The sequence below is a fragment of the Catenuloplanes indicus genome, from assembly GCF_030813715.1.
GTDB classification, from domain to species: domain Bacteria; phylum Actinomycetota; class Actinomycetes; order Mycobacteriales; family Micromonosporaceae; genus Catenuloplanes; species Catenuloplanes indicus.
Genome location: NZ_JAUSUZ010000001.1, coordinates 4479206 through 4505054, shown reverse-complemented (window position 1 = coordinate 4505054; position 25849 = coordinate 4479206). Strand labels below are relative to the sequence as shown.

The window sequence follows — 25849 nt, the reverse complement described above, 5'->3', positions numbered from 1 at the left end:
TCGGGCATTCCCTCATCGAAGCCTTTTTCATATGGTGTAAGTCCATGGCTACGGAGGTGGGTGTGCGCGACCCCTTAGCGGAGCCGTCCGACCTGATTCGTAGCGTCTCGCGTGCGCTACGTGTCTTGGAATCGGTCGGGCGGGCACCGCGTGGACTGACGGTGAAGCAGATCGCACGGCGGTGCGAGCTGACGGTGGCGACGACGTACCACCTGGTCCGGACCCTCGCCTACGAGGGCTACGTGATCAGGCGGGAGGACGGCACCTACATCGTCGGGCTCGAGATCGCCGACCGCTACCGTGAGCTGGTCGCCGCGTTCCGCGGGCCGCCCGCGGTGGGCGACGCGTTACGCCGGGCCGCGGCGGACAGTGGCTACAGCCACTACCTGGGCCGCTTCGTCGGCAACAAGGTGGCGATCACGGCGGTGGCGGAGGGCCCCCGTTCGCCCTATGTGGAGGATCTGGTCCCCGGCTTCGACGAGGGGGCCCACGCGACCGCGCTCGGCAAGGCGCTGCTGGCCACGCTCACGCCCGACCAGCGCGTGCGATACCTGCGGGACTTCGGCATGCGGCAGTTCACCGCGCAGACGCTGATCTCGGTCGAGCAGCTGGAGAACGACCTGGCCGCCGGTGAGCGGCGCGGCATGCAGATCGAGATGGGTCAGTTCCGGCAGGGCGTCGCGTGCGCCGGCCTGATCGTCACGCCGGACCGAGACCTGGAACGGCGCGTGGTGATCGCCTGCGCGCTGCCGGCCGCGGAGCTGATGACGTCGGCACGCGTGCTGCGCACCCGGCTCCAGGCCACCGCTCGCGTGGTGGCGGAGGCGCTCGCCACGGGCGAGCCCAACGGCACGACCTGAAGGCCGGCGGGGGTACGCGTACCCCCGCCGGCCTTTTGTCTCTTGACGCGTCAGGCGCCGATGTAGCCGCCGTCGCGGCGCCAGGTCACCACGACGCCCGGCTTGGCGATGTCGCCGTCCGGCCAGTTCGAGGCCGGGTTCTCCACCGAGGCGCCGTTGATCTCACCCGGGTGCTGCACCGCCACGAAGACCGACCGGTCGTCCTCCGTGATGAACGGGCCGCAGGTCTCCGCACCGCGCGGCACGGTGAGGAACTGCTTGAGGTGCCCCTTCTCCGGGCCCTCGATCGGCGTGGCGAACAGGCCGTCGTTGCCGCCCAGCGCGTTGCCGTCGGTGGAGATCCAGAGGTTGCCGGTCGAGTCGAACGCGACGTTGTCCGGGCAGGAGATCGGCGAGACCTTGGTCTTGTCGTAGCCGGAGAAGTACGTCGACGAGTCCGCCGGGTCACCGCAGACGATCGGGAGCGCCCAGGAGAACGACTCGCCGGTGTGGTCGCCCTTGTCCTCGGTGATCTCGAAGATGTGGCCGTGCTTGTTGGCGTTGCGCGGGTTCGCCTCGTCCGCGGCCGCGTTCGTACCCACGCCGCGGTTGCTGTTGTTGGTCATCGCCGCGTAGATCTTGCCGCTGATGAGGCTGGGCTGGACGTCCTCGGGACGGTCCATCTTGGTCGCGCCGACCTTGTCGCCGGCCAGGCGCGTGAAGACCAGCACGTCCGCCGCGGTCATGCCGTCGACGAACGACTTGTTGCCACTGACCAGCTTGACCCACGTACCGGTGCCGTTGAACGCGCCGTCGCTCGGCAGCTTGCCGGTGCCGTCGATCTCGGCGGCGCTGGTGTAGCTGAGCTTCGCCACGTAGAGCGTGCCGGACTCGAGCAGCGACAGGTTGTTCTTCCGCGCGTAGGACGAGTCCCCGGCGATGTACTTCTTGTCCGAGACGAACTTGTAGAGGTAGTCGAACCGCTCGTCGTCGCCCATGTACGCCACGACCTTGCCGTTCTTCGCCACGATGACGTTCGCGCCCTCGTGCTTGAAGCGGCCCAGCGCGGTGTGCTTGCGGGGCTTGGACTCCGGGTCGAACGGGTCCACCTCGACGATCCAGCCGAACCGGTTCGCCTCGTTCGGGTGCTTGGCCAGGTCGAAGCGCTCCTGCACCCGGTCCCACTTGCGGCTGTCGCTGGGGTAGCGCGCGCTGGTGGAGATGCCGTAGCGGGCGTAGCGCGGCTTCAGCTCGGCCGCGACCGCGTCGCCGCCCACGAAGTACTGGTTGAAGTTCTCCTCGCCGGAGAGCACGGTGCCCCACGGCGTGACGCCACCGGCGCAGTTGTTCAGCGTGCCGATCGGCGTGGTGCCGCGCGGGTCCGCCGCGGTCTTCAGCCAGGCCGAACCGGCGGCCGGGCCGGTGAACTGGAACGCGGTCTCGGACGCGGTGATCCGGCGGTTGTACGCCCGGCGGCCGCGGTCGACCACGACCCACTCGCCGGTCTTCTCGACACGCTCGATCTCGACCACCGACAGGCCGTGTGCGGCCATGGCGACCTTGATCTGCTCCGTGCTCAGCGCGTCCAGCGTGGTGAAGCCCGGGAACATCAGGTTCTCGTTGGTGTACTCGTGGTTGACCACGAGCAGCGCCTTGTCGCCGCCGCGGCCCAGCGGGATCACGCCGACGAAGTCGTTGTTGTAGCCGAACTGCTTCGACTGCGCCTTGGCGGTCTGCTTGTTCAGGTCGAAGCCGGGCGCGCCGGGGACGACCTCGTCGCCCCACTTGATCACCACGGAGTGGTCGTAGCCGTTCGGGACCACGAAGCTGTCCAGCGTGTTCGGCGGGATCGGCTTGAAGTCCAGCTTGCCCTTCGTACCGCCGTTGCCCGGCTTGCGGGTGGCCCCGGGCACGAAGCCCTCGGCGACCGGGGCGGCCATCGCCGGCGTGGCGGCGGCCGCGGCGGCACCGCTGAACCCGAGCACCATGGCACCGATCGCGCCGGCGCGCATCACACCGCGACGAGAGACCTCACCGGAGACCAGGTCGCCGAAATACTCGTTCTCGGACTCGTTCGGAACCGGGTGGTCGCACGCGTTGCCACAGCGGTAGAGGCACGTCATCGCGCTACGGCCGCTGTGGCCGGACTGGCCGAGCAGCGGCAGCAGGCGGGGGCGTTCGGACATGTGGTGAAGCCTCCTCGTCGGATCAGACATATCGGTTCTCCACGTCCGAAGGCAGGGGGCGTGGACGAGCGCGGCCTCCCTGTTACCGGCCGTGCGTGCCGCACGCTGCCAGAAGTCGTGATCTCTTCTGAGCACCGACGGTGGCCGATGGATGAACCCAAGGTGAATTGCAGCGCGTGAACTGGCCTTTGAACCGTTTCCGGGCCGGGCCGCGTACCTAGAGCCAGGAAAGGGGGGTGGCGTTGACGGACGAGGGCACCGCACTGCTGCGGGTTTTGCACGACGAGCACGGGGACGCGCTGTTCGCACACGCGCTCCGGCTGGCCGGAGGAGACCGTCAGCGCGCCGAGGATCTCTGTCAGGAGACGTTGCTTCGTGCGTGGCGGCATCCGGAGGCGCTGGACCCACAGCGGGGTTCGGTACGGGCGTGGCTGTTCACGACCGCACGGAACCTGGCGATCGACGCGTGGCGACGGCGGTCCGCACGACCCGGTGAAGTGATCACCGACGTGCTGCCGGAACCACCACCGACGGAAGACGAGGCTGACCGCGCAGTGGAGGCGTGGACCGTCGCCGAGGCTCTGTCCCGGCTCTCCCCCGCACACCGTGAGGTCCTGGTGGAGTGCTTCTACCAGGGGCGTTCGGTGTCGGAGGCGGCACAACGGCTGGGCGTACCGCCCGGCACGATCAAGTCCCGGACCCACTACGCGTTGCGAGCTCTGCGCATGGCGCTGGAAGAAATGGGGGTGATGCGATGAGGTGCGATTACGCGTACGACGACGGCGCTTACGTCCTCGGCGCACTGTCCCCCGGAGAACGCGCCGCCTACGAGCGGCACCTGTCCACCTGTTCGTTCTGCCGGGAGGCGGTCGCGGAGATCGCGGTCCTGCCCGGCCTGCTCGGACGGCTCGACCCGGCGGACTTCGCCGAGCTCGCCGTCCCGGCGGAGCGGTCCCGGCTGCCCCGCGTCATCACGGCCGCCACCACGGAACGCCGCCGCAGCCGGCGCACGAGCCGATGGCGGTACGCCGGAACGCTCGCCGCCGCGGCCGCGCTCGCACTCGTGGTCGGCTTCGGCGCGGACGCGCTGCGCGGCGGCGGTTCCTCGGCACCACCGGTCGCGATCGGCTCGCCGAGCTCCTCGTCCGAGCCACCACCGGAGCTGAAGGAGATGAAGCCGGTCGCCGACACCGTGCCGGTCTCCGCCGCGGTGGGGATGACGAGCAAGGAGTACGGCACCGCGGTCGCGATGGAGTGCGCCTACGAGCCGACCGGCAAGGAGGGCAAGGCGATCCTGTTCCGGCTGATCGCCAAGGGCGCGGACGGGACCGAGGACCAGATCGGTTCGTGGTGGGCGGCACCGGGGGACAAGGTCGAGCTGACCGGCTTGACGCACTACACGGGGGATGAGCTGGACCGGTTCGAGCTGGTCCGGTCCGACGACACGACGCTGCTGACGTACGTCGTTCCCTAGGTCCTGTATCGAAGCGGATGGCCGGGCTGCGGCGACGCCCAGGCGCCGCCTGGCCGCACGTCGCAAAAGCCCACATACAACACCGGTACGAGGGCTTCCGCGCCGCACACCCAGACGGCGCCTGGACCACGCCTCGCTCCGACCCCCACTTCGATACTGGGCCTAGGCCGCCGTCGCGACGGCGGCCTTCCGGGCGGCGCGGCTGGACCGGATACCGTCCACGGTGAAGATGATCAGTGCGACCCAGACCAGCGCGAAACCGGCCAGCCGGGCCGGCGGCATCGGCTCGTGGAAGATGAACACCGCGACCACGAGCTGCAGGACCGGGGCGACGTACTGCAGGATGCCGACCGCGGTCAGCGTGAGCCGGTTCGCCGCGCCGGCGAACATGATCAGCGGGATCGCGGTCGCGGCACCGGACAACACCATCAGCGCCAGGTGGCCCGCGCCCTCGGTGCCGAACGTGGAGCCACCCGTCGCGGTCAGCCAGGCCAGATAGGCCAGCGCGGGCAGCGCCAGCACGGCCGACTCGACGAACAGGCCGCCGGACGGCGGCAGCGCCAGATTCTTCTTGACCAGGCCGTACGTGCCGAAGCTCGCGGCCAGCGTGAGCGCGATGTACGGCAGCCGGCCGTAGTCGACGGTCAGCACCAGTACCGCCAGCGCACTCACGCCGAGCGCGGCCCACTGCGCCGGGCGCAGCCGCTCGCGCAGCACCAGCACGCCGAGCAGCACCACGACCAGCGGCGTGATGAAGTAGCCGAGCGCGGTCTCGACCACTCGCTCGGTGTGCACGCCGTAGATGTAGCCGCCCCAGTTGATGCCGATCAGCACGGCGGCCAGCGCGATGCCGCCGAGCCGTTTCGGCTGCCCGCGCAGCGACCGCAGGAACGACCAGCCGCGGAGCAGCGTCAGCAGCGCGGCGACGAACACGACGGACCAGACCACCCGGTGCGCCAGGATCTCCACCGGTCCGGCCGGCTCCAGCAGCCGGATGTAGAGCGGGAAGAAACCCCAGATGGCGTACGCGGTCAGTCCGTACGCGAGTCCGCGGCGTGTCTCGTCCATGGCCTCACCGTAAGGCCCGTTACCGCTGCCGGTCCTTGCGTGTGAGCTAGTCGTCGCCGTCCGGCACGAACAGGTTCAGCGCCCAGCTCACGATCGAGACCAGCAGCGCGCCGAACACGGCCGGCCAGAAGCCGTCCACCACGAACGGCAGGTTCAGCTCGCCCGCGATCCAGCCGGTCAGCATGAACAGCAAGCCGTTCACCACCAGCGCGATCAGGCCCAGCGTCAGCAGGTAGAAGCCGCAGCCGACCACCTTGATCAGCGGCCGCAGCACCGCGTTCACCACGCCGAAGATCACTGCCACCGCTACCAGCGTGCCGATCGCGCCGCCGAGCGACGCGGTCTCCAGCGAGATGCCCGGGACGATCAGCGTGGCGATCCAGAGCGCCAGCGCGCTGATGCCGAGCCGAATGAGGATGCCCACGATCCGATCTTTGCACAGCGCCACCAGCGGCTACGTCGCTGCGCGATCGGGTGCTCGCTGTCCGCGCGGCGGCCGCGGTCGCGCTAACCTGCTGCGGTAACCGAATGCGTACCCATGATGATCGATGGAGGTGTGGTGCCGTCGCGGCAGGACCAGCTTCAGGCGTACCGGTTCGCGGTGCACCGGACGGTCGCGGCGCTGATCATGCGGGAGGCCGACCCGGCGCGCATGCCCTTCTCCCGGACCGGCGGCGCGGTGCTGGCCGGCCTGCTCGTCGCCGCGCTCGCCGCCGGTGCGGTGCTGATCCACGACCTGTTCACCGGCGGCGGCGCCACGAACTGGCGGAACGAGCGCGCGGTCGTGGTGGAGAAGGAGACCGGCGCGCGGTACGTCTACCGGGATGCCCGGCTGCACCCGGTGGTCAACTACGCGTCCGCGCTGCTCATCGCGGCCGCGCCGGAACCGGCCACGGTTCTGGTGTCGCGGCGGTCGATCGACGGGGTGCCGCGCGGCGTACCGCTGGGCATCGTGGACGCGCCGGACTCGCTGCCGCCGGCCGGCCGGCTGGCCGGGACGCCGTGGTCGCTGTGCTCCGACGCCGGCTCGCCGGTGCTGCTGGCCGGGCCGGCCGCGCCCGGCGGAACCCGGCTGGACGAGTCCGGCGCGCTGGTCACCGCGGCCGGTGAGACGCATCTGCTCTGGCACGACCGGCGGCATCCGGTCACGTCCGAGGCGGTGCTGTCCGCGCTCGGCTGGGGCGCGGTGCGGCCCACCATGGTCAGCTCGACGATGCTGGACACGGTGCCGCTCGGCTCCGCGCTGGCCGCGCCGCAGGTGCCGGGCCTCGGCGGACCGTCGGCCGTCCCCGGCGCGCTCGCCGGGAGCGTCTTCGTGGTGGCGACGCAGGGCGGCGCCCGGGAGTACGCGGTCGCGCTGGCCGGCGGCCTGGCCACGATCAGCCAGGTGCAGGCCGATCTGCTGCTCGGCGACCCACGGATCGGACAGTCGGGGCCGGTCGAGCTGTCCCAGGCGGCGTACGCGGCCGCATCCCGCGCCGGTGACCTCCGCCCGCCGGACGGGCCGGCGACGACGCCCGCGCTGATGCCGGCCGACGACGGCGCGCTCTGCGGCGTCGCGGAATCGGACACCGGGCTGAGCGGGCTGCGGGCCGGCGTGCGGTTACCGGCGGCGGACGGCTACGCGTCGGCCGCGGTGCGGGTCGCGCCCGGGAGCGGGGCGCTGGTCGAGGCGGCGGCCGCGCCGGGCGCCCGAGGCGGCACGATCAGCCTGATCACGGCCGCGGGGCGGCGGCACGCGCTGGCGTCGCCCGACCTGCTGCCCGTGCTCGGCTACCGGGACGTGACGCCGCTGCGCCTGCCGGCCGCTGTGGTCGACCTGATCCCGGAGGGCGCGGCCCTCGACCCGGCGGCGGCCACCCGCCCCGCCCTGCTGTAGGCGGCACGTGTCGTCTCCGTTGCCGTGCGGCGCGGCGGCCTTCTGTCCACCGCGGTAGTTCCCTGTCTGCCGCGGTAGTCAAGGTGACCTGTTGCCGTGTCGGATCGTGCGGTCCGGCGTACCCATGGTGTCCTTGATTATTGCCTTTGTGCTGGTCGTGGCCGTGCGACGGATGCGGTCAATGTCGGGAAACGCCGGGGCGCTCCCGGCATGCCGCTATTGATCCGCGGAACCCGCGAAGATCGGCGGCGCTGGATAGCGTGCGACCCCTGAACGGCACGGGAAGGGGTGGCAGATGACGGAGACGACCACGGTGGACCCGGCGGCGCTGGCCGGCGCGGCGGCGAGGTGCGACGACGCGGCGGCCGAGCTGCGGACGTTGCTGGGCGGCCTGCTCGACCGGCTGGACGCCGGTCGAGCGGCCTGGCAGGGCGACGGCGGCACCGCGTTCGAGGAGCTGCGCGCGACCTGGGCGGAGGATCAGGAGACGCTGCTGGCCGCGCTGACCGATGCGGCGGTCATGCTGCGGTCCACCGCGGCGGCCTATGTCGCGGCCGACGACGACGCGGCGGTCGCACTGGCGGGCCTGTTCGGCGCGTGGGGCCGTTCATGATCGTCGATCTCGCGGCGCTTCGCCGGACGGGCGCGGACATCGCCACGACCGCTGCCGCTCTGCGATCCACGCTCGACGAGCTGGACACGCGGTCCCGCCTGGCGGAGGAGGCGTGGAGCGGCGAGGCACGCCATGCCTTCACCGAGCGCCGGGAGAACTGGCGTCGCGCGGCCGATGACCTGACCGCGCTGCTGCGCGAGACCGGCCGCGCGGTCGACGACGCCGCAGCCGACTACCAGGCGGCCGAGACCGGAAACCGGGCGCTTTTCGGCCCGTAGCCCGGCAACCGCACGGGGCGGCGCTGAGGTGCGGGTCAGCGGGTCGCGCCGACCGGACGCGACCGGCCGCCGGCCCGGCCGTGGCCGATTCGCGCTGAGGCGCGGTCAGCAGGGTGGCGGGACTATTGCTGGTCGCTGCCGGTGGGTGGGCGCCAGCCGCGGCGGCGGGCGCGGGGGAGGACCGTCGCGAGCACGAGCGTCACCACGGCGGCGGCCAGGCCGGTCGCGGCGAGCGTGAGCGCGCGTGGCGTGTTCGGGTGGCCGGCGGCGATCGCCTCGGCGGCCGGGATGGCCGGGGTCGCGGACGGGCCGGACCGCGCGGGCGGCGCCGCGGGCCGGGTGTCGGTGACCGCGCGGTACGGGTTGAGGACGCCGTAGCCGTACGCGTCGCTGGCCGGTCCGCCCGGCGCCGGGTCGGCGGTGGCGACCAGGCGCGCGGTCACCTCGGTGGCGGTCAGGTCCGGCCAGCGCTGCCGGACCAGCGCGGCGGTCGCGGCGCCGAACGGCGCGGCATAACTGGTGCCGTCCGCATAGGCGTGGCCGCCGCCGGGCACCGCGGTCAGCACGTGACCGCCCGGCGCGACCAGGTCCACGTAGCCGCCGGTCTGCGAGAAACCGGCGGCCCGGCCGTCCTCGGTGATCGCGCCGATGCCGAGCACACCGGCGTAGGCGGCCGGGTACGGCGTGGGGTCCGCGGCCGGCCCGGGCGTTCGGTGCTGGTTGCCGACCGCGGCGACCACGATCACGTCGTTCGCGACCGCGTAGCCGATCGCGGACCGGACCGCCGGGTCGTCGAGGTAGAGGACGACGGACATGTTGAGCACGTCGGCGTCGTTGTCCACGGCCCACCGGACCGCGGCGGCGAGCCGGTCGGGCGGGACGGTGCGGCCGGTCTGCGCGCCGTCCACGATCTGCTGCTCGCTCACCCGTACCGGCAGGATCTGGGTTTCCGGCGCGACGCCCCGGAACGCGACGCCGGGCGTGGGACCGGCCGCGATCAGGCTGGCGACCGCGGTGCCGTGACCGACGCAGTCGACCGCGCCCTCACCGCCGTCGCCGAGGAAGTCGGTGCCGTGCAGCACGCGGCCGGCCAGCTGCGGATGGGTGGGGTCGACACCGGAATCGATCACGGCGACCACCGTGCCGGTGCCGTCCGCGATCGGGGCGAGACGGTCCAGGCCGTACCGTTGCTGTGCCCATGGCTCTTCTCGGACGGTGCCGGATGGCGCAGCGGTGCTTCCGCAGGACAAACCGGTCGTTGAGACTGGCCTAAGGGGTACTGGCGCGGAAGCGGAGAGTTGTGTTCTGATGCCCGCCAGGTGCGTCACGGTTTTCTGTGGCATGGTGGGTTCTGAGGGGATAAATCCGGTCAAAGCCCACAGCACGGTGACTGCGGCGATGCCAGCTCGGCCACGCATCCCGCCTCCTTCGCCTGGGCGATGGTATCCGCGGGGACGCTGACTCTGTGACCCTGTGCGGCCGCGCGTTGTGATCTTGGATCAACCTTGTAGGTTGTACGCGAATGCGTCTGGCCTGATGGGTGAAGGGAGGTGGCCGTGACCGAGTGGGAGCCGGCCACCGAGGCCGAAGCGGCCATGCGGGAGGCCCTCCGGAAGGAGGACCAGGAAGCCTATTTCCAGGTGCTCGCGCGCACGGAGCTGCTGCTGCCGGTCTCCGGCGACGCGCCGGCCGGCGGGCCGCTCAGCTGGGGCACGTGGACCACCGGCGGCCGCACGCACGTGCTCGCCTTCACCTCGGCCGCGGCGCTCGCCGCCTGTCTCGCGCAGCACGCCGGGTCCACGCGTCACGTGGCCTATCGCGACCTCGCCGCCGGCTGGCCCAATGAGGACTGGTGGCTGGCGGTCAACCCCGGCCTGTCCATCGAGGGCTACCTACCGGCCTGGTTCGTGGCGCAGCTCGCCAGCGGTGACGTGCGCCTGCCCGGCCGGACCATGGGCGCCCGCGCCCGCCTGATGAAGGCGGACAGCGCGAACCGCGCCCGCGCCACCGCATCGGTGCCCGGCATGACCCGGCCGAGCGAGGACGAGGTGGCGGCCGCGCTGGCCGCGCCCGGCGCGAGCCACTCGCCCGGCACGCTCAGCGGCAACGGGCTGATCACCAGCAGCGAACCGGAGCCGGCGAATCGGGCGGCCGACTACTCCGGGCCGTCCCGCTGGGCCGCGGCGCCGGAACCGGAGACGCCGGCCGGGCTGCTCGCACCGGCGGTCGGGCCGGACGGCTTGCCGCGCCGGCCGGCCGGCGGCGACACCAAGCCCGGCGAGGGCACGCCCGCCCGTCCGGCGCCGCTGGCGCCACTCGCTCCGCCCGGTTCCCCCGCCTCCAGCGGCGGGTTCCCGGTGCTGCCCGGCGGTATCCCGCCGACCGCGGAGGAGGGCACGTTCGCGTCCCGGCCCGGCGGTGCCGAGCCGCTGCCGACGCGTCCGACGGACACGTTCGAGCCGGCTGGGGACGGCGCCCCACCACGGTACGGCGCACGCTCCGGCGCGACGGACGCGTTCCCGCCCCGGACCGAAGGGGACGGGCTGCCGCGGCGGCCCCTGCCGGGCGCGGACACGCGCCCGCCGGGATTCGCACCGCTGCCGCCCGCGGGTGCGCTGCCGTCCGGTCCGTCGTCGCCGGATCCGGCGTCGAGCGGCGGATTCTCGGTACGGCCCGGTGGTCGCGAGTCGCCGCAGCGTCCGGAAGGCGGTGCTCCGGCGCCGTTCCGCCCGGCGGGGTATGAGCCGCCGGCGAACCGGGCGGATGCGCCGCAGCGCCCGGACAGCAACGGTCTTCCGCAGCGTCCGGCGCCGGGCGGCTTCTCGCCGCGCCCGGACGCGGGTGGGTTCTCGTCCCGGCCGGAACCCGGTGGCCTGCCGCAGCGGCCGGAGTCCGGTGGATTTGCGGGGGCTTCGGAGGGCGGTGGCTTTTCGCAGCGTGCCGAATCCGGAGGATTCGGCGGCCGCGAGACCGGCGGTCTTTCGCAGCGCCCGGAGTTCGGCGGACTGCCGCAGCGTCCCGGCGCGGGCGGTCTGCCGGCGCTGCCGGACACCAATGGGGTCTCGGCGCGGCCGGACGCTGGCGACATCTCGGCACGACCGGATGCCAACGGACTCCCGGCGCTGCCGGACAACAGTGGACTTCGGGCGCTGCCGGACAACAGTGGACTTCCGGCGCGACCCGGTGCGGACAGTGGCCCGGAGCCGCTGCCCAAGCGGCCGCCGAACGGTGAGTCGCTGCCGAAGCGTCCGTCCGCAGCCGATGCGCTCGGCTCTCGTTCGGCGGCTGCGGATGCGCTGGGGTCGCGTTCGGCGGCCGCGGATGCGCTCGGTTCCCGCTCGGGGGCTGCCGATGCGCTCGGTTCCCGTTCGGCGGCTGCGGATGCGCTCGGGGCACGCCCGTCCTTCGGGCCCGGCCCGTCCGCAGATTCGCTGCAAGCCCGTCCGGCCGCCGAGCCGCCGACGACCGGTGCGGCCGCCTCCGGCGGGCTGCCGTCGCGTCCCGCCCCCACGTCGCCGGCCGGCCCGGGGCCGGATGCGTCGTCCCGCCCCGGTTTCGACTCGCCGCTGTCCCGCCCGGGCACCGATTCGCTGCCCACCCGGCCCGGACGCGGCGCGCTGCCCGGCCGCTCGGGTGACGACGCGCCGGCCACCGGGCCCGCTTTCCCGTTGCGCCCCGGCGCGGATGCGCTTCCGTCGCGTCCGGGTGCGGATGCCCTCCCGGGTGCGGACGCCCGGCCCGGTGCGGAGCCGTTGCCGTCCCGGCCGATGTCGCCCGCTGCTCCGGCGGCCGATGCCGCCGCCGCGCCGGCCGCCGAGGAGGCGCCCGCGGTCGGTCCCGGTGGTCTGCCGCGTCGGCAGGCGAGTAGCACGCCGACCGTCTACGGCGGTGCGGTCCCGGTCGAGGAGGCCACCGACTACCTGCGGGGTTCCACCCACGCGAGCCCGCCCGCGACGGAACAGCGCGCGCCGCACGTCTGGGCCGCGCCCGGTGAGGCGCCCGCGTACGGTGCCGGCGTGCCGTCCTACGCCTCGGCGCAGCCGGACGCCGGTTACACCCCGGATCCGGACCGACCGTTCTCGCCGGCGCCGACGCCCACCTACCGGCCGGAGTCGCAGAGCGCGCCGCCGCCGGACCTGGCCGGTTTCGTGCCCGCGAACGAGGTCGAGGAGGAGCTGCTCGCGGCCGCCGGTGACGGCAGCACCGACTCGTTCCTGTCCACGCTGCTGCTGGCCCGCGTCCTGCTGCCGCTCAAGCCGGGCACGTCCGCGTCCGGCGGGCGCCCCGGCGACCCGGACTTCGCGTGGCGCACCGACATGCTCGACGGCGAGCGGTACGTGGTGGTCTACACCTCCGCGGACCGCCTGGCCGAGCACCTGTTCGGCGGCGAGGCGATAGAGACCGTCTCGGTGAAGTTCGCCCACCTGATCCGGCACTGGCCGGACCCGGGCCTGTCGTTCGCGGTCAACCCGGGCAGCCCGGTCGGCGCGACGCTGCCGGGCAGCCAGATCGTGGCGCTGGCCAGCTGGGCCAAGGAGGTCGGTCTGGGCGAGGAGGGCGAGGCGGAGGAGTTCGCCGAGCCGACGCCGGAGCCGGTGCGCGTGGCGGAGACGCCCGCGCCGGTGTCCCGCCCGCCGGACCCGAACGCGCCGACCGTGATGCAGAAGGCGGTCTCACCGGAGCAGGTCGACTACTTCCTCAACCGGGGGTACGACCGGGTGTCCGGCTTCCTGCACCGGGCGAACGAGGTCGAGCACCTGACCACGCCCGGTCAGCTGCTGGCCGCGCTGGGCCTGCTCTACCCGGGTTCGCCATTCCGGTCGGACGCGGACTCGGTGCACGTGCTGCGCTGGCCGGCGTACCGGCCGACGCTGTACCGGATTCCGTACGGCGGCCAGAACGAGAACGCGATGCGCGCGATGGAGGGCTGGGTGATCGAGCGCCCGCCGTTCCGGGGCAACGGGTTCGCGCCCGGCGACAGCTCCGACGTGATCGCCGAGTTCAAGGTCGACAGCGTGCGCCTGCCGCACGGCTCCGAGCTGTGGATCATGGACCGGTCCGGCCGGCAGACGCTGCTCGCCCTGCTCGACACGGACGCGATGACCTGGCGAAAGGTCGGCGAGAACTGATGCGCGACGGCTACGTGGCCCGCTACCAGGGCCGCGAGTACGAGGCCAGCCCGGACGGCGACAACGTGCGCATCTACCAGCCGCAGGCCGGCGACGGTTTCTCCGAGGTGCGCCCGGGCCGGTACGTGCGGGTGCTGAACGCGTCCGAGGTCGACGACCTGATGTACGTGCGCACCACCTGCACCTGGCAGGGCGAGCCGTTCATCGTGCTCGGCGAGGCGGACGGCTGGCTGCGCGTGGAGTACACCGGCGGTAAGGCCCCGACCGCGCGGGCGCTCGGCCTGGAGGAGTTCGACTTCGGCGTCTACCAGGGCTGGGCACCGCTGTCCGCGGTCACCGACCTGCGCGAGAACCGGATCTGACCGTCAGTCACTTAGCCCAGCGCAGGATCTCCGAGGTGACCAGCTCCGGGACCTCCTGGTGCGGGAAGTGGCCGACGCCGCGCAGCGGAAGCCACTCGTAGGAGGACTTCACATACCGGCTGGAGCCCTGCGCGGTCCGGGGCAGGATCGCCTGGTCCTGCGTGCCGTGCAGCTGCAGCGTCGGCGTGACCAGCGGCTTCTGCATCAGCTTGACGAACCGGTAGCCGTGCAGGCGCAGCCCGGCCCGGAACGCCCACCGGTAGCCCTCCATCGCGCAGAACGCGGCCTGCGGGATGGTGATCGCCTCGCGGCAGCGTGCCTCGTAGTCGGCGAAGTCCGGGCCGTTCACCCACTCGCGGCCACCCCAGCGGCGCAGCAGGTTGCCCACCTCGGCGCCGTTGTCCCGGGCCAGCACGTGCTCGTACCGCGGCAGCTGGTATTTGAGCGTGTGGGTGGCGGCGGCGACCTGGCCGCGCGGGTCGGAGAAGAGAGCGGCGCGCAGGCGCAGCGGGTGCGCGGCGCCCATCACGATCAGCCGGCTGACCATCTGCGGGTGGAATGACGCAGTGGTCCAGCCGATCATGCCGCCGGCTCCGGCACCGACCACGACCGCGGACCGCTCACCGAGCGCGCGGATGGTACCGGCGACGTCCGCCGCGAGCGTGTATCCGTCGTACCCGCGCGGTGGTTTGTCGCTGGCGCCGTAACCGCGCAGGTCCATCGCGACCGCGCGGAACCCGGCGTCCGCGACCATCGGCAGGATCCGGTGCCAGGCCCACCAGAACTCCGGGAAACCGTGCAGGAACAGCACGAGCGGACCGGTGCCGGCCTCGACGACGTGGAACCTGCTGCCGTTGGCGCCGACGAACCGGTGTGTCCACGGCCCTTCGATCAGCACGCTAGCGTCGTCAGTCATGGGCTAAGAGTAGGGCCGGAACCCAAAAGCGCATCCGGGGTGTTCTGCAGAAGAACCCTGAAAGACATTCCGGGGGTACGGATTGTCCGCCGTACCCCCGAATGGTCTGCACTTAATCGTCCGACTTGCTGTCCTTCATGCCGCTGGCGATCAGGTCCATGACCGTGGAGTCCTGGAGCGTGGTGACGTCGCCGAGCGAGCGGTGCTCGGCCACGTCGCGCAGCAGGCGGCGCATGATCTTGCCGGAGCGGGTCTTCGGCAGCTCCGCGACCAGCATGATCTGACGCGGCTTGGCGATCGGGCCGAGCGTCTTCGCCACGTGGTTGCGCAGCTCCTGGATCAGCGCCTCGCCGGCCTCGCCGGACGTGTCGACGTTGCCGCGCGGGATGGTGAACGCGACGATCGCCTGCCCGGTGGTCGGGTCGGTGGCGCCGACCACCGCGGCCTCCGCGACCGACGGGTGCGAGACCAGCGCGGACTCGACCTCGGTGGTGGAGATGTTGTGCCCGGACACCAGCATCACGTCGTCCACCCGGCCGAGCAGCCAGATGTGCCCGTCGTCGTCCTTCTTCGCGCCGTCACCGGCGAAGTACATGCCGTCGAACCGGGACCAGTACGTCTCCACGAACCGGTTGTCGTCGCCCCAGATCGTGCGCAGCATCGACGGCCACGGCTCGCGCAGCACCAGGTAGCCACCGCCGCCGTTCGGCACGGACTTGCCCTGGTCGTCGACGACGTCCGCGGAGATACCGGGCAGCGGCGTCATGGCCGAGCCGGGCTTGGTCGCGGTCACGCCGGGCAGCGGGGAGATCATGATGGCGCCGGTCTCGGTCTGCCACCAGGTGTCCACGACCGGGGTGTTGCCGTGCCCGATCGTCTCCCGGTACCAGATCCAGGCCTCCGGGTTGATCGGCTCGCCGACGCTGCCGAGGATGCGCAGCGAGGACAGGTCGTGCCCGGCCGGGATGTCCGCGCCCCACTTCATCATGGTGCGGATCAGCGTGGGCGCGGTGTAGAGGATCGTCACCCTGTACCGGTCGACGATCTCCCAGAACCGGGCCTTGCTCGGCGTGTCCGGCGTCCCCTCGTACATCACCTGGGTCGCGCCGTTGGCCAGCGGGCCGTACACGATGTAGGAGTGGCCGGTCACCCAGCCGATGTCCGCGGTGCACCAGTAGACGTCGGTCTCCGGCTTCAGGTCGAACACCGCGTGGTGCGTGAACGCGGCCTGGGTGAGGTAGCCGCCGCTGGTGTGCAGGATGCCCTTCGGCTTCGCCGTGGTGCCGGACGTGTAGAGGATGAACAGCGGGTGCTCCGCGTCGAAGGCCTGCGCGGTGTGCTCGGTCGAGGCCTGTTCCACGGTCTCGTGCCACCACAGGTCCTTCTCGCCCCAGGCGACCTCCTGCCCGGTGCGGCGGACGACCAGCACGTGCTCCACGCTCGGCGTGCTCTGCAGCGCCTCGTCCACGATCGACTTGAGCCCGGACGGCTTGCCGCGCCGGTAGCCGCCGTCCGCGGTGATCACCAGCTTCGCGGTGGCGTCGTTGATCCGGTTGCTCAGCGAGTCGGCCGAGAAGCCGCCGAAGACCACGCTGTGCGTGGCGCCGAGCCGCGCGCAGGCCAGCATCGCGACCGCGGCCTCCGGGATCATCGGCAGGTAGATCGCCACCCGGTCGCCGGCGGTGATGCCCAGCTCGGTCAGGTAGTTCGCCGCCTGGCAGACCGACGTCAGCAGGTCGTCGTACGTGATCGTGCGGGTGTCGCCGGGCTCGCCCTCCCAGTGGATCGCGACCTTGCCGCCGTTACCGGCCGCCACGTGCCGGTCCAGGCAGTTGTAGGCCACGTTCAGCTCGCCGCCGACGAACCACTTCGCGAACGGCGGGTTGGACCAGTCGAGCACCTGGTCCCACGGCTTCGACCACTCCAGGCGGCGGGCCTGCGTCTCCCAGAACGCCAGCCGGTCGTCCGCGGCCTCCTGATACGCGGCGTCGGTGACGTTGGCCTCCGCGGCGAGCGCGGCCGGCGGCGGGAACGTCCGCTCCTCCTTGAGAAGGTTCGCCAAGGTCTCACTCATCGATGAACTCCTCGTCAGACGTCCGTGTGATCCAGGTCTCCGCCGAGACTAGCGTCGGTCCTGGTGAGCAGCCAGAAGCGGTCACCGTACGCGCCGAATGGCGCACGGTGAGCGCCCACCGGTTGATCTTTGCACCGCCCCCGGCCGCCGTGAAGGGACTGTTACAAGTCGATTTCCCCTAAGTCTTTCCTAATCGCCTCCCACCAGGGCGGTAGCGTCTCCTCCCGTGGACCCTCTCGCCCCCCTGCTCGACCTGGCCGATGTCGCATCGGCGGTGACCGCCGCGCGTGACCACGTGGACGCCGCGATGCGGCACCGCGCGCTGCGCCGCAAGGGCGGTCAGGTCGCCGCGGAGGTCGGTCTGCGCGCCGCGGTCGCCAGCGCCGCCCTGGAGGGCGCAGATCAAGACCTGGAGACGGTACGGCGGGGCGCCGTCACCGACCCGGTCGTGCAGGGCGCGCTGCGGGTGACCGGCGCGCTGGACGGGCTCGCGCCACGCTGGCAGACCGCGCCCCGCCAGGTGCTGGCCCGGCTGCACGTGCTGGCGGCCCGCGGCGTGGTCCCGGACGCCGGGCTGGGCCGGCCGGTCGCGGACCCGGTGGTCGCGGCCCGCCTGGACACGCTGATGGGCCTGGTCGCGGGCGGCACGAAGGCGCCGCCGCTGGTCCTGGCCGCGATCGTGCACGGTGAGCTGCTGAACCTGCGGCCGTTCGAGGGACCGTCCGGCGTGGTCGCGCGCGCGGCCGCCCGGCTGACGCTGCTGTCCACCGGCTTCGATCCGCGCGGCCTGGTCGCGGTCGAGGTCGGGCATCAGCGGCGTCAGCCCGAGTACGTCGGTGCGGCCGGCGCGTTCGCCACCGGCACGCCGGACGGACTGCGCTCCTGGCTGCGCCACTACACGGCCGCGGTCGAGGCGGGCGCGGACGAGATCGCCGCGATCGGCGACGCGGTGCTGGCGGCGACCTGATCTTTTTCTCGGCCACCCTCGGATCCGGAAGGACGGCCGCCCGCGGCCGGCCGGTGCCCGCGGGAGCGTGCGGAACTCGACCCGCCGGAAGCGGGTATATCCGTCTTCGTGGCTTTCAGGCGTTGTGCATCGCGAGGTGCAGCACGTGGCGTTCGCGCAGCTCGTGGAAGACCTGGCGGAACAGACCGGGTCGGGAGTGGAAGTCGACGCCCTGCGCCCACAGCTCGGTCTTGATCTCGGTGCCGTCGTGCCGGTCGATCAGCACGGTCAGGCCGCTCGGGATCCGGAACGCGCCCACCCGGTACGTCACGTCCTGCATGCGGAACCGATGGATGTCGGACCAGGGGACCGTGCGGGTCCAGAACAGGCCGCGGATCCGGACGCCGGGATCGCCGACGTAGACGCCCATCCGCGCGATCCGCACCGCGCCGATCGTCCAGGCCGCGGCCAGGATCAGCGAGAAGATGACCGTTGCGGTGGTGCCGAACCCGAAGAGCCGGTCGCTGGTCCAGCCGAGGGCGGTGATGCTCGCGGCCTCCCAGGCGATCACGAGCCACCGGCCACTGCCCGGCGGGTAGGGCCGAGTCCAGTGTGTCTTCATTTGCGCAAGTATGCCTTTATGTCACAGCACTGATCGGACGCTCGGGTGGCTGCACGTGGACGGCGCCTCGATCACGAGGCGCCGTCACCACACGTCCGGTCCGGGTTATCAAGCGTGTCCGTATATCGTCTGCACCGGTCCCGGAGGAGCCGATGCCACGTGCCTATCGCGGCGGGCCGCGCGTGGGTGCCCGGTGGCCGTGAGCGGGGCTGGTCTCCCGTGCCCGCTCCCTTTTTCTACGCCGCCCCCGGCTTGATCGCCAGGGCCTTCGCGGATCGTGTTACCGGTGGGACGGGATTGGTTTGCCCAGCTCAGACAGGCTGTAGGAGATCACGCGGTGGCGGCGCGGGACTTGCGCATCCGCCCGTACCAGGCGATGCCGATGGCGACGCCGACCCCCACGCTGAGCGCGGCGGCCGTGATCGGGACGGCCGGTTGGGTGCGCAGCCGGCGGCCGATCGCGATCGGGTGCCGGAACTCGAGCACCGGCCAGCCGCGCTCGATCGCGACGCGGCGCAGCGTGCGGGACGGGTTGACCGCGCTCGGGTGGCCGACGCACTCCAGCAGCGGCAGGTCGCTGCTGGAGTCCGAGTACGCGTAGCACTCGGACAGGTCGTAGCCACGCTCCTCGACCAGCCGGTTCACGCCCTCGACCTTGGCCGGCCCGGCCGCGTAGAACTCGACCCGCCCGCTGTACCGCCCGTCGACGATCTCCATCCGGGTGGCGATCACGTCGGTGATGCCGAGCAGCTCGCCGATCGGGCGGACCATCTCGTCGCCGGACGCGGAGACCAGCACGACGTCCCGCCCGGCCGACTGGTGTTCCGCGATCAGCGCGGTGGCCTCGGCATACACGTACGGATGGATGAGCTCGTGCAGCGTCTCCGTGACGATCTGGCCGACCTGCTCCACGGACCAGCCCTTGCAGAGCTGCGCCAGGTAGTCCCGGGTGCGCGCCATGGTCTGCTCGTCGGTGCCGCCGAGGCGGAACATGAGCTGGGCGTACGCCGACTTCACGACGTCCCGCCGGGTGATCAGCCCATCACGGTAGAACGGACGGCCGAACGCCAAGGCGCTTGACTTGGCGATGACCGTCTTGTCGAGATCGAAAAACGCGGCGCTTCGGCCCACGGCAGCAGAGTTTAACGTGACCGTGCGACCGGTCCGGCACGGCGCTGTGGATTGCCTGTGATCTTGTACGCAAACCGGCGTGTCGCGCGTCATAAGGCGATCGCCACTCGACGTGTGCGGTCGACTTCAGGCATCCTTAGTTTGCGACGCCGATTCATGTCCAATCCAGGTGTCGCCCGAAGACCCTCGGCGGTTGCACCCCCCGTGACTGCCGAGCGGGTTCGGCTCGCCCCCCCGGAGTCGGACCCCCGGACGGCCCCCGTCACCCCCCGACGGGGGTCGTCACCTTTCCACCGTCCTTTGTGGCGCCGCCGGCTCCCGCGGGTCCTCGACCCCGAAGAGATCGCTCAGGCCGGTGATCGACAGGACCCGGCGAAACGCGGGGCTCGGCGCCGCGACCGTGAACACGCAGCCCGCGTCCGCCGCCGCGCGGTAGGCGGCGATCAGTGCGCCCAGGCCGGTCGAGTCGATGAACGTGGCCTCCGCGAGATCGACCCGGATCGCGGCCGGGGCGTGCCGCGCCAGCACGTTCCAGATCTCGCCGGCCATCTCGTCGGAGTTGGTGTAGTCGATGTCGCCCTCGATGGTGACCACGACGAGAGGCCCGCCCGGGACCGGCTCCGGGGAAAGCTCGCTTGCAATCTCCATGGGCACCACTCCAACGCCGAACTGGCGATCAACATACCCAACATCATTCACGTTCGCTCAGTGGGTCTGGCTGGTCCGTAGCAGATCGAAGCGCGGTTCCGGGCGTTGTCCACAGGCCGGTTGCCCATCCACAGGCAGGCCCTGACCGGGTACGCGAGCGGCGAACCTTCCCTGGACGTCCTTCCCGGTCCATGGGGGTTCTCGATGGCTCGCACCGGCTTCCGGCCGCTCCTCGTCACGGCCGACGAGGCACTGCTCGACGATCTGCTGCGGCTCGCCGCGGTGGCCGGCACGGAGCTCCAGGTCGCCACCGACCCGGTCGCCGCCCGTCCGCACTACGCGCACGCGCCGGTCGTCTTGATCGGCCCCGACCAGACCGTCCCGATCGACCGCGCGCGCCTGCGCCGGCGCGCCGTCGTGCTGGTCGGCCGCACCGCCGTCGCGGATCCACCGTCCGACCTGATCGAGCGGCTCGGCGTCGAACACATCGCGGTGCTGCCGGCCGCGGAGCGCTGGCTCGTCGACCGGCTCGGCGCACCGCCGTCCCCGCCAGCCGGCCGCGTCCTCGCATTCGTCGGCGCACGCGGCGGTGCCGGCGCCAGCACGCTGGCGGTCACCCTCGCGGTCACCGCGGCCCGCGCCGGTCAACGCGTGCTGCTGCTCGACGCCGACCCACTCGGCGGCCGGCTCGGCCTCATGCTCGGCCGGCATCAGTTCGACCATCCCGGCCCGGGTGAGCTGGTGCTGCTCGAGTTCGACCGCACCGACCCGTGCGGCGGACCGCCCGCCGGTGCGGTCGGCACCGGCCTCGACACCGGCCGGCGCGAGCGCGACCTGGTGATCGTGGACTTGCCCCGGCACCTCGGCACGGCCGGTGCGGCCGCGCTGCGCGGCGCCGACCGGACGTTCGTGGTCGTCCCCGCGGAGCTGGGCGCCTGCCTCGCCGCGACCCGGGTCGCGGCGCTCGCCCGGCCGCACAGCCGGCGTCTCTCCGCCGTCGTCCGCGACGCCTCCGCCGACACGCTCACCGAGGACGACGTGGCACGCACCACGCACCTCTCGGTCGCCGGGGCCTACCGGAGTGATCCCGCGCTCCGCGCGTTACTGGCCCGCGGCGAAGTGCCGTCCGCCGACGGGCACGGCCCGCTGGCGGACCTCTGCCGCCGCCTCCTCGCGGTTCCCCCGGGCCGCGGCACCGAGGGGGCGGCGGCATGAGCGGCACGGCCGGGCTCTCCGCCCGGGTCCGATCGCGGTTCACCGTGGTCGGGGCGGATGCGACCGAGGACGCCGTGGTCGCGGCCGTGCGCACCGACCCGGGCGCGGCCCGGCTCGGCGCCGGCGCGGTGCTGCGCCTCGCCGAGCGGGTCCGGGGCGACCTGGTGGGCGCCGGGCCGCTCACTCCGCTGCTGGCCGACGAGACGATCACCGACATCCTGGTCAACGCGACCGACGTGTGGGTCGACCGCGGTCACGGCCTGGTCCGCGCACCGGTGCGGATGGGCGGTGCCGACGACGTGCGCCGCCTCGCGCAGCGCCTGGCCGCCGGCTGCGGTCGCCGGCTCGACGACGGGCAGCCGTTCGTCGACGCCCGGCTGCCCGACGGCACCCGCGTCCACGCCGTGCTGCCCCCGGTCGCCACCACTGGGCCGTACCTGTCGTTGCGCACGTTCCGGCAACGCCCCTATCGGCTCGCGGATCTCGTGAACGCGGGCACCGTGCCCGGGCCGGTCGGGGAGGTCCTCCGCGCCGTGGTCTCCGCCCGGCTCGCCTACCTGGTGGTCGGCGGCACCGGCTCCGGCAAGACCACCATGCTGAACACACTGCTCGGCCTGGTGCCGCCCACCGAGCGCATCGTGATCGTCGAGGACGCCGCCGAGCTGCGGCCCCGGCACCCGCACGTCGTCGCGCTCCAGGCTCGCACGTCCAACGTGGAGGGCGCCGGCGCGGTCGACCTCCGGACACTGGTTCGTCAGGCCCTGCGGATGCGTCCGGATCGGCTGATCGTCGGCGAGTGCCGGGGCGCCGAGGTCGTCGACCTGCTCGCCGCGCTCAACACCGGCCACGACGGCGGCGCCGGGACACTTCACGCGAACGCGCCGGCCGACGTACCCGCCCGCCTGGAGGCACTCGGCATCGTCGGTGGCCTGCCACGGGCGGCGCTGCACGCACAGGTGGCAGCCGCGCTCCAGGTGGTGATCCACCTCCGTCGCATCACCCGCGGCCGGATGCTCGACTCGATCTCCCTGCTCGCCGCGGACGGGCCGGATCGGCTGCTGACCACCCGCACGGTGTGGCAACGCGAGCGCGGCCCAGGCCCGGCGGCCGCGGACCTGGCCCGGCTGCTCGACGACCGGCAGGTGCCGGTGCCGCACCTGCTGCGGGTGCCGGTGTCCGCGCCGGTCACGTCCGGTGCGGGCGGGGTGACTCCACTGCGGCCCCGGCCCCGCCCGGAGCGCGGTGGTGCGTCGTGAGCACGTTCTGGGCTGCGGTCTCGGTGCTGGCCGCGACGGTGGCGGTGCTGGCCGGGATGGCGGCGTTCCGGTTCCGCTCCCACACAGGTCCCGAACGGTACGCGGTGCCGGCGCGGGCGGGCCTCTTCGCGCAGGCGGCGACGCAAAGGAAAGCCGCCGAGGTCGGATTGCTGGCGGAAACGGCCGCTGCGGGTGGGCGGCCGGCTGTTTTCCGTTTCGACGGGGCCAGCGGGCGGTTCACGCCGATCGAGGAACCGGGTCCCGCCCCGCTGGTGCCGAAGCCGTCCGGCCTCGGCGACCAGCCGCTCCGGTCGAGCGCCGCCGGGCCGGTGGTCGATACCGGCAGCACGTCGCCGGATGACGACCGAGAGCCGGTATCGGCGCCGGGTGCGCCCGGCGAGGAGAACGGCCGGCGCCGGGCGGCTCGTCGTATGCCGGTACGGCTGCCGCGCACGACCGGCGGTCAACGTTTGCTGGTCGCGGTCGTCGCCGGATCGTCCGCGCTGGCCGGACTTGTGGTGGCCGGACCGGTGGGCATGCTGGTGGCCGTCTACTGCCGCCTCGGCGTGCGCGGTGCACTGCGCAGGCAGGCGGCACGGTCCGCCGCACGAGCACGCACCCGGACGCTGGACATGCTCTGCACACTCGCCGCGGACCTACGGGCCGGTCTGCCGCACACCGACCCGCCCACCCTGCCGGACCCGCGCATCGGGCGCCTCACCACGGCAGCCTGGCGACTCGCGGAACGCACCGGCGCACCCGTGGCCGACCTCGTCGAACGCATCGAGTCCGACACCCGCGCGATGGCGCGCGGCCAGGCCGCCGCGGACGCCGAGGCCGCCGGCGCACGTGCCACCGCCTGGCTGCTCGCGGCGCTGCCGGCCGGCGGCCTGGTCCTGGGCGCCTTCATGGGCGTCGACCCACTGCACGTCCTGCTCCACACCCCCATCGGCGCCGCCTGCGCCATCGGCGCCGTGATCCTCCAGTCGGCCGGGCTCGCGTGGGCGAACCGGCTCGCTACTTCAGGGAGCACACCATGATGACTTTGTCCCCGACACCGCTCGCGCCGGCCTTGCCGGATCTGGCACCCCTCACGCTGGACTGGCACGACCTCGCGCCGCTCAGGCCTGCTCAGCTGGATTTGACGCCGCTTGCGCCGGCCTGGCGGGACTGGGCGCCGCTTGCGCGAATGTGGCCGGAACTGACGTCGCTTGCGCCGGCCTGGCCGCGCCTGACGTCGCTTGCTCAGGCCCGGCCGCGCCTGACGCCGGTGGCGTCGGGGTCGCTGACCTCGAAGCGACCCGTGGTGTGTGGCACGCCGATGCCTTTGCCAGGCCGCGCGGTCGTCGACTGCATCGGCGGCCTGCCGGTTCCCGGTGCCGGCCGGCCCCGTTGCGACGTGTTGCTGTCGCTCGTCGCCGCGCTGCTGGGACGACGCGGCGGACAGGCTTCACCGCCCGGTGCCTTCCGGCGCTTCGGTCCGGCCCGGCGAGCTGCGGCCTTGCGCACGGCGGTGGTCGCCCGCATGGTGGCGATTGCGAGACCGGCGTCGTGAGCTGGGTGGTCACGCTGTCAGCCGTGGTGGGAGCGGCATTGCTGGCCGGTGTCTGGGCACCGGAGTTGCTCCAGCACAGAGGACTTTTCCGCGCCCCGCGCGGCGTCGCACGGGCCGAGCCGATCTCCGCCGAGTACGCCGGCGGCCCGCGCCCGCCCGATGTGGCCCCGCGCGGGGCAGCGATTCGGAGGCGCGCGGCCGCTGAAACCCATGACCTGCCGATTGCCTTCCTGCGGACGGGCCGGGATCCGAACATCAGCCGCCCCGCGGCACCACACGCCGCCGCAGGCGACGATGCATCGCCGCATCAGGCGGCGGCCGTGGGAGGGACGGCGGTCAGCACCCACGTGTCGCCCCCGAGTCAGTTCTTCACCGGGCTGACTCGACATTCCTGGCGCCTTGATACTGCTCCTGGCACTTTGCGGGCGGCGTTCTGCGCGGGCTTCGAGCGTCGGCCCGACACACTTCGCGACAGTGCGGCGGCCCGACTGCCTGCGGCAGCCGGAGTTCCTGCGACAGCACGGCTTTCTGCTGCGGCTGTGGTTCCGGCCTCGGCCGGGGTTCCCGGGACGGCCGAGTTTTCTGCTGCCGCTGAAATCCCGGCGTCGGCTGAAATTCTGGCGCCGGCCGAAATTCCGGCACCGGCGGAAGTCTCTGTGGCGGCGAGTCTCCCGATGCCGGCCGAGGCCGACGATCCGCCGGATACCTCCGCCTCGGCGACGGGGACCGCAGCCCGCGATCGGTCCTTTGCCGCGCACAGCGATGAGGATCCGGTCAGCCGGATCCCCGTTCCGGGCGTGGCTGACACACAGTCCGGCTTGCGAGAGCGAGTTAGCCGACGGCCGACGCCGGCCAGCCGTAGCGGGCAGCCCGTTCCGAGCCGTGGTGGCGGGCGGGCGGTGCCGGCCGGTTGGGGTGGGCAGACCGTTCCCAGCCTTGGTGTCCGTCGTGCGGTTCCGATCGGTGGCCGGCGATCCGTGCCGTTCGGTGGTGGCGGGCAGCCCGCTTCGGAATCCGGCGGGCAAGACCGGCCGCGGCCGATGTTGCTGATCGCTGGTGCGCTCGGCGGTGGATCTGCGGCGGCGGTGCTGGTGGGCGGGCCGGCCGGGATCGGGTTCGGCGTGGTTGCTGCCGTCGGGACGTTTCTGGTCCTGCGTCGCCTGGAATCGGCCTCCGCCCGCGCGCTGCGACTTCAGGCGATCGCCGACCTGCCGCTCGCCGCGGATCTGCTGTCGGCCACGCTCCGCGCGGGAGCGCCGGTCGACCGGGCCGCCGATGCGGTCGCCGAGGCGCTCGGTGGGCCGCTCGCCCTTCACCTCGGGCGGGTGGCGCGATCGCTGCGACTCGGCGCACCGGCCGAGGAAGCCTGGGCCTACCTGTCACCGGTGCCGGGCGCGGAGCGTCTGGTCTCGGCCGCGATCAGGTCGAGCACGAGTGGTGCCGCGCTGGCGGGCGCGCTCACCCGGCTCGCCGACGATGTGCGGGCCGATCGTGCCATTGCCGCGCAGATGGCCGCCCACCGTGCCGGCGTGCTCGTGGTGCTGCCACTGGGCCTTTGCTTCCTGCCCGCCTTCGTCCTCGCCGGCCTCGCGCCGGTGATCATCGCCGTCCTCGACGACCTGCTGTAACCAGCCAGAAGAGGGGAACATCCATGATCA

General features: G+C 72.7%; 22 protein-coding genes and 1 pseudogene. 14 read left to right on the top strand and 9 right to left on the bottom strand.

Going from position 1 to position 25849, the window contains the following annotated elements; translation table 11 throughout:
- Window positions 1-62 precede the first annotated feature (62 nt).
- Complete coding sequence (locus tag J2S42_RS20235) at window positions 63-860, top strand: IclR family transcriptional regulator (protein ID WP_307248879.1); 798 nt, start codon at window positions 63-65, stop codon at window positions 858-860.
- Window positions 861-910: 50 nt separating this feature from the next.
- Here the strand turns inward: J2S42_RS20235 and J2S42_RS20230 are convergent, their stop codons facing one another.
- Window positions 911-3025, bottom strand: a complete 2115-nt coding sequence (locus J2S42_RS20230) for a PhoX family protein (RefSeq protein WP_307241404.1) — start codon at window positions 3023-3025, stop codon at window positions 911-913.
- A 236-nt stretch (window positions 3026-3261) separates the two neighbouring features.
- On the opposite strand from J2S42_RS20230, the gene J2S42_RS20225 reads away from it, so the two are divergent.
- Both J2S42_RS20225 and J2S42_RS20220 read left to right on the top strand, forming a co-directional pair.
- Window positions 3262-3783: a sigma-70 family RNA polymerase sigma factor gene (locus tag J2S42_RS20225; protein WP_307241403.1), complete on the top strand. Its 522-nt coding sequence runs from the start codon at window positions 3262-3264 to the stop codon at window positions 3781-3783.
- Window positions 3780-4499 carry an anti-sigma factor family protein gene (locus J2S42_RS20220; protein WP_307241401.1) on the top strand — a complete coding sequence of 240 codons (720 nt, stop codon included), beginning with the start codon at window positions 3780-3782 and terminating at the stop codon, window positions 4497-4499. Before J2S42_RS20225 ends, J2S42_RS20220 begins: the two co-directional genes overlap by 4 nt.
- Window positions 4500-4661: 162 nt before the next feature.
- Here J2S42_RS20220 and rarD read toward each other — a convergent pair whose 3' ends face one another.
- Window positions 4662-5567, bottom strand: coding sequence for an EamA family transporter RarD (rarD, locus tag J2S42_RS20215; RefSeq protein WP_307241399.1), 906 nt, complete (start codon window positions 5565-5567; stop codon window positions 4662-4664).
- A gap of 46 nt (window positions 5568-5613) precedes the next feature.
- Complete coding sequence (locus tag J2S42_RS20210) at window positions 5614-5991, bottom strand: phage holin family protein (RefSeq protein ID WP_307241398.1); 378 nt, start codon at window positions 5989-5991, stop codon at window positions 5614-5616.
- A 114-nt stretch (window positions 5992-6105) separates the two neighbouring features.
- Between J2S42_RS20210 and eccB the strand changes: the two genes are divergently transcribed.
- The 3 genes from eccB (at window position 6106) to J2S42_RS20195 (ending at window position 8337) form a co-directional block, all read left to right on the top strand.
- The gene (gene eccB, locus J2S42_RS20205; RefSeq protein ID WP_370879211.1) at window positions 6106-7446 is read left to right on the top strand and encodes a type VII secretion protein EccB; all 1341 of its coding nucleotides are present in this window, start codon (window positions 6106-6108) and stop codon (window positions 7444-7446) included.
- Window positions 7447-7741: 295 nt separating this feature from the next.
- Window positions 7742-8059 carry a WXG100 family type VII secretion target gene (locus J2S42_RS20200; RefSeq protein WP_307241396.1) on the top strand — a complete coding sequence of 106 codons (318 nt, stop codon included), beginning with the start codon at window positions 7742-7744 and terminating at the stop codon, window positions 8057-8059.
- On the top strand, window positions 8056-8337 hold the full coding sequence (locus J2S42_RS20195) for a WXG100 family type VII secretion target (RefSeq protein ID WP_307241394.1): 282 nt from the start codon (window positions 8056-8058) through the stop codon (window positions 8335-8337). The genes J2S42_RS20200 and J2S42_RS20195 overlap by 4 nt, the downstream gene beginning before the upstream one ends.
- Before the next feature lie 122 nt (window positions 8338-8459).
- Here the strand turns inward: J2S42_RS20195 and mycP are convergent, their stop codons facing one another.
- Window positions 8460-9680: a type VII secretion-associated serine protease mycosin gene (mycP, locus tag J2S42_RS20190; protein WP_307241392.1), complete on the bottom strand. Its 1221-nt coding sequence runs from the start codon at window positions 9678-9680 to the stop codon at window positions 8460-8462.
- Window positions 9681-9893: 213 nt separating this feature from the next.
- Here mycP and J2S42_RS20180 point away from each other — a divergent pair, with 213 nt between their 5' ends.
- Window positions 9894-13466, top strand: a complete 3573-nt coding sequence (locus J2S42_RS20180) for an SseB family protein (RefSeq protein ID WP_370879210.1) — start codon at window positions 9894-9896, stop codon at window positions 13464-13466.
- Window positions 13463-13828 (top strand): UCP033725 family protein, encoded by a 366-nt coding sequence (locus J2S42_RS20175; protein ID WP_307248873.1) that lies wholly within the window; start codon window positions 13463-13465, stop codon window positions 13826-13828. Before J2S42_RS20180 ends, J2S42_RS20175 begins: the two co-directional genes overlap by 4 nt.
- Window positions 13829-13835: 7 nt before the next feature.
- Here J2S42_RS20175 and J2S42_RS20170 read toward each other — a convergent pair whose 3' ends face one another.
- Both J2S42_RS20170 and acs read right to left on the bottom strand, forming a co-directional pair.
- Window positions 13836-14744 carry an alpha/beta fold hydrolase gene (locus tag J2S42_RS20170; RefSeq protein WP_307241390.1) on the bottom strand — a complete coding sequence of 303 codons (909 nt, stop codon included), beginning with the start codon at window positions 14742-14744 and terminating at the stop codon, window positions 13836-13838.
- A 112-nt stretch (window positions 14745-14856) separates the two neighbouring features.
- Complete coding sequence (acs, locus tag J2S42_RS20165) at window positions 14857-16818, bottom strand: acetate--CoA ligase (RefSeq protein ID WP_307241388.1); 1962 nt, start codon at window positions 16816-16818, stop codon at window positions 14857-14859.
- Between the two features lie 226 nt (window positions 16819-17044).
- Between acs and J2S42_RS20160 the strand changes: the two genes are divergently transcribed.
- On the top strand, window positions 17045-17785 hold the full coding sequence (locus J2S42_RS20160) for a Fic family protein (RefSeq protein WP_307241387.1): 741 nt from the start codon (window positions 17045-17047) through the stop codon (window positions 17783-17785).
- Between the two features lie 115 nt (window positions 17786-17900).
- On the opposite strand, the gene J2S42_RS20155 is transcribed toward J2S42_RS20160, so the two are convergent.
- The 3 genes from J2S42_RS20155 to J2S42_RS20145 all read right to left on the bottom strand — a co-directional run bounded on the left by J2S42_RS20155 (window position 17901) and on the right by J2S42_RS20145 (window position 20165).
- Window positions 17901-18386 (bottom strand): SCO5741 family PH domain-containing membrane protein, encoded by a 486-nt coding sequence (locus J2S42_RS20155; protein ID WP_307241385.1) that lies wholly within the window; start codon window positions 18384-18386, stop codon window positions 17901-17903.
- 330 nt (window positions 18387-18716) lie between these two features.
- Complete coding sequence (locus J2S42_RS20150; RefSeq protein ID WP_307241383.1) at window positions 18717-19517, bottom strand: HAD family hydrolase; 801 nt, start codon at window positions 19515-19517, stop codon at window positions 18717-18719.
- A gap of 282 nt (window positions 19518-19799) precedes the next feature.
- Window positions 19800-20165: an STAS domain-containing protein gene (locus tag J2S42_RS20145; RefSeq protein WP_307241381.1), complete on the bottom strand. Its 366-nt coding sequence runs from the start codon at window positions 20163-20165 to the stop codon at window positions 19800-19802.
- Between the two features lie 204 nt (window positions 20166-20369).
- On the opposite strand from J2S42_RS20145, the gene J2S42_RS20140 reads away from it, so the two are divergent.
- The 5 genes and pseudogenes from J2S42_RS20140 to J2S42_RS20120 all read left to right on the top strand — a co-directional run bounded on the left by J2S42_RS20140 (window position 20370) and on the right by J2S42_RS20120 (window position 25819).
- Window positions 20370-21380, top strand: a complete 1011-nt coding sequence (locus J2S42_RS20140; protein WP_307241379.1) for a nucleotide-binding protein — start codon at window positions 20370-20372, stop codon at window positions 21378-21380.
- Window positions 21377-22564, top strand: a pseudogene (locus J2S42_RS20135) (TadA family conjugal transfer-associated ATPase); the annotation flags it as partial. The gene J2S42_RS20140 and the pseudogene J2S42_RS20135, both read left to right, overlap by 4 nt.
- A gap of 68 nt (window positions 22565-22632) precedes the next feature.
- Window positions 22633-23676: a type II secretion system F family protein gene (locus J2S42_RS20130; protein WP_307241377.1), complete on the top strand. Its 1044-nt coding sequence runs from the start codon at window positions 22633-22635 to the stop codon at window positions 23674-23676.
- Window positions 23673-24191, top strand: a complete 519-nt coding sequence (locus J2S42_RS20125) for a hypothetical protein (protein ID WP_307241375.1) — start codon at window positions 23673-23675, stop codon at window positions 24189-24191. The genes J2S42_RS20130 and J2S42_RS20125 overlap by 4 nt, the downstream gene beginning before the upstream one ends.
- A 959-nt stretch (window positions 24192-25150) precedes the next feature.
- Window positions 25151-25819: a type II secretion system F family protein gene (locus tag J2S42_RS20120; RefSeq protein ID WP_370879411.1), complete on the top strand. Its 669-nt coding sequence runs from the start codon at window positions 25151-25153 to the stop codon at window positions 25817-25819.
- Window positions 25820-25849 lie beyond the last annotated feature (30 nt).

Coding starts and splice junctions, on each gene's coding strand:
- J2S42_RS20230 (WP_307241404.1), bottom strand. CDS start 3,025: ATGTCCGAACGCCCCCGCCTGCTGCCGCTGCTCGGCCAGTCCGGCCAC.
- J2S42_RS20220 (WP_307241401.1), top strand. CDS start 3,780: ATGAGGTGCGATTACGCGTACGACGACGGCGCTTACGTCCTCGGCGCA.
- rarD (WP_307241399.1), bottom strand. CDS start 5,567: ATGGACGAGACACGCCGCGGACTCGCGTACGGACTGACCGCGTACGCC.
- eccB (WP_370879211.1), top strand. CDS start 6,106: ATGATGATCGATGGAGGTGTGGTGCCGTCGCGGCAGGACCAGCTTCAG.
- J2S42_RS20200 (WP_307241396.1), top strand. CDS start 7,742: ATGACGGAGACGACCACGGTGGACCCGGCGGCGCTGGCCGGCGCGGCG.
- J2S42_RS20195 (WP_307241394.1), top strand. CDS start 8,056: ATGATCGTCGATCTCGCGGCGCTTCGCCGGACGGGCGCGGACATCGCC.
- mycP (WP_307241392.1), bottom strand. CDS start 9,680: ATGCCACAGAAAACCGTGACGCACCTGGCGGGCATCAGAACACAACTC.
- J2S42_RS20170 (WP_307241390.1), bottom strand. CDS start 14,744: ATGACTGACGACGCTAGCGTGCTGATCGAAGGGCCGTGGACACACCGG.
- acs (WP_307241388.1), bottom strand. CDS start 16,818: ATGAGTGAGACCTTGGCGAACCTTCTCAAGGAGGAGCGGACGTTCCCG.
- J2S42_RS20155 (WP_307241385.1), bottom strand. CDS start 18,386: ATGAAGACACACTGGACTCGGCCCTACCCGCCGGGCAGTGGCCGGTGG.
- J2S42_RS20145 (WP_307241381.1), bottom strand. CDS start 20,165: ATGGAGATTGCAAGCGAGCTTTCCCCGGAGCCGGTCCCGGGCGGGCCT.
- J2S42_RS20140 (WP_307241379.1), top strand. CDS start 20,370: ATGGCTCGCACCGGCTTCCGGCCGCTCCTCGTCACGGCCGACGAGGCA.
- J2S42_RS20125 (WP_307241375.1), top strand. CDS start 23,673: ATGATGACTTTGTCCCCGACACCGCTCGCGCCGGCCTTGCCGGATCTG.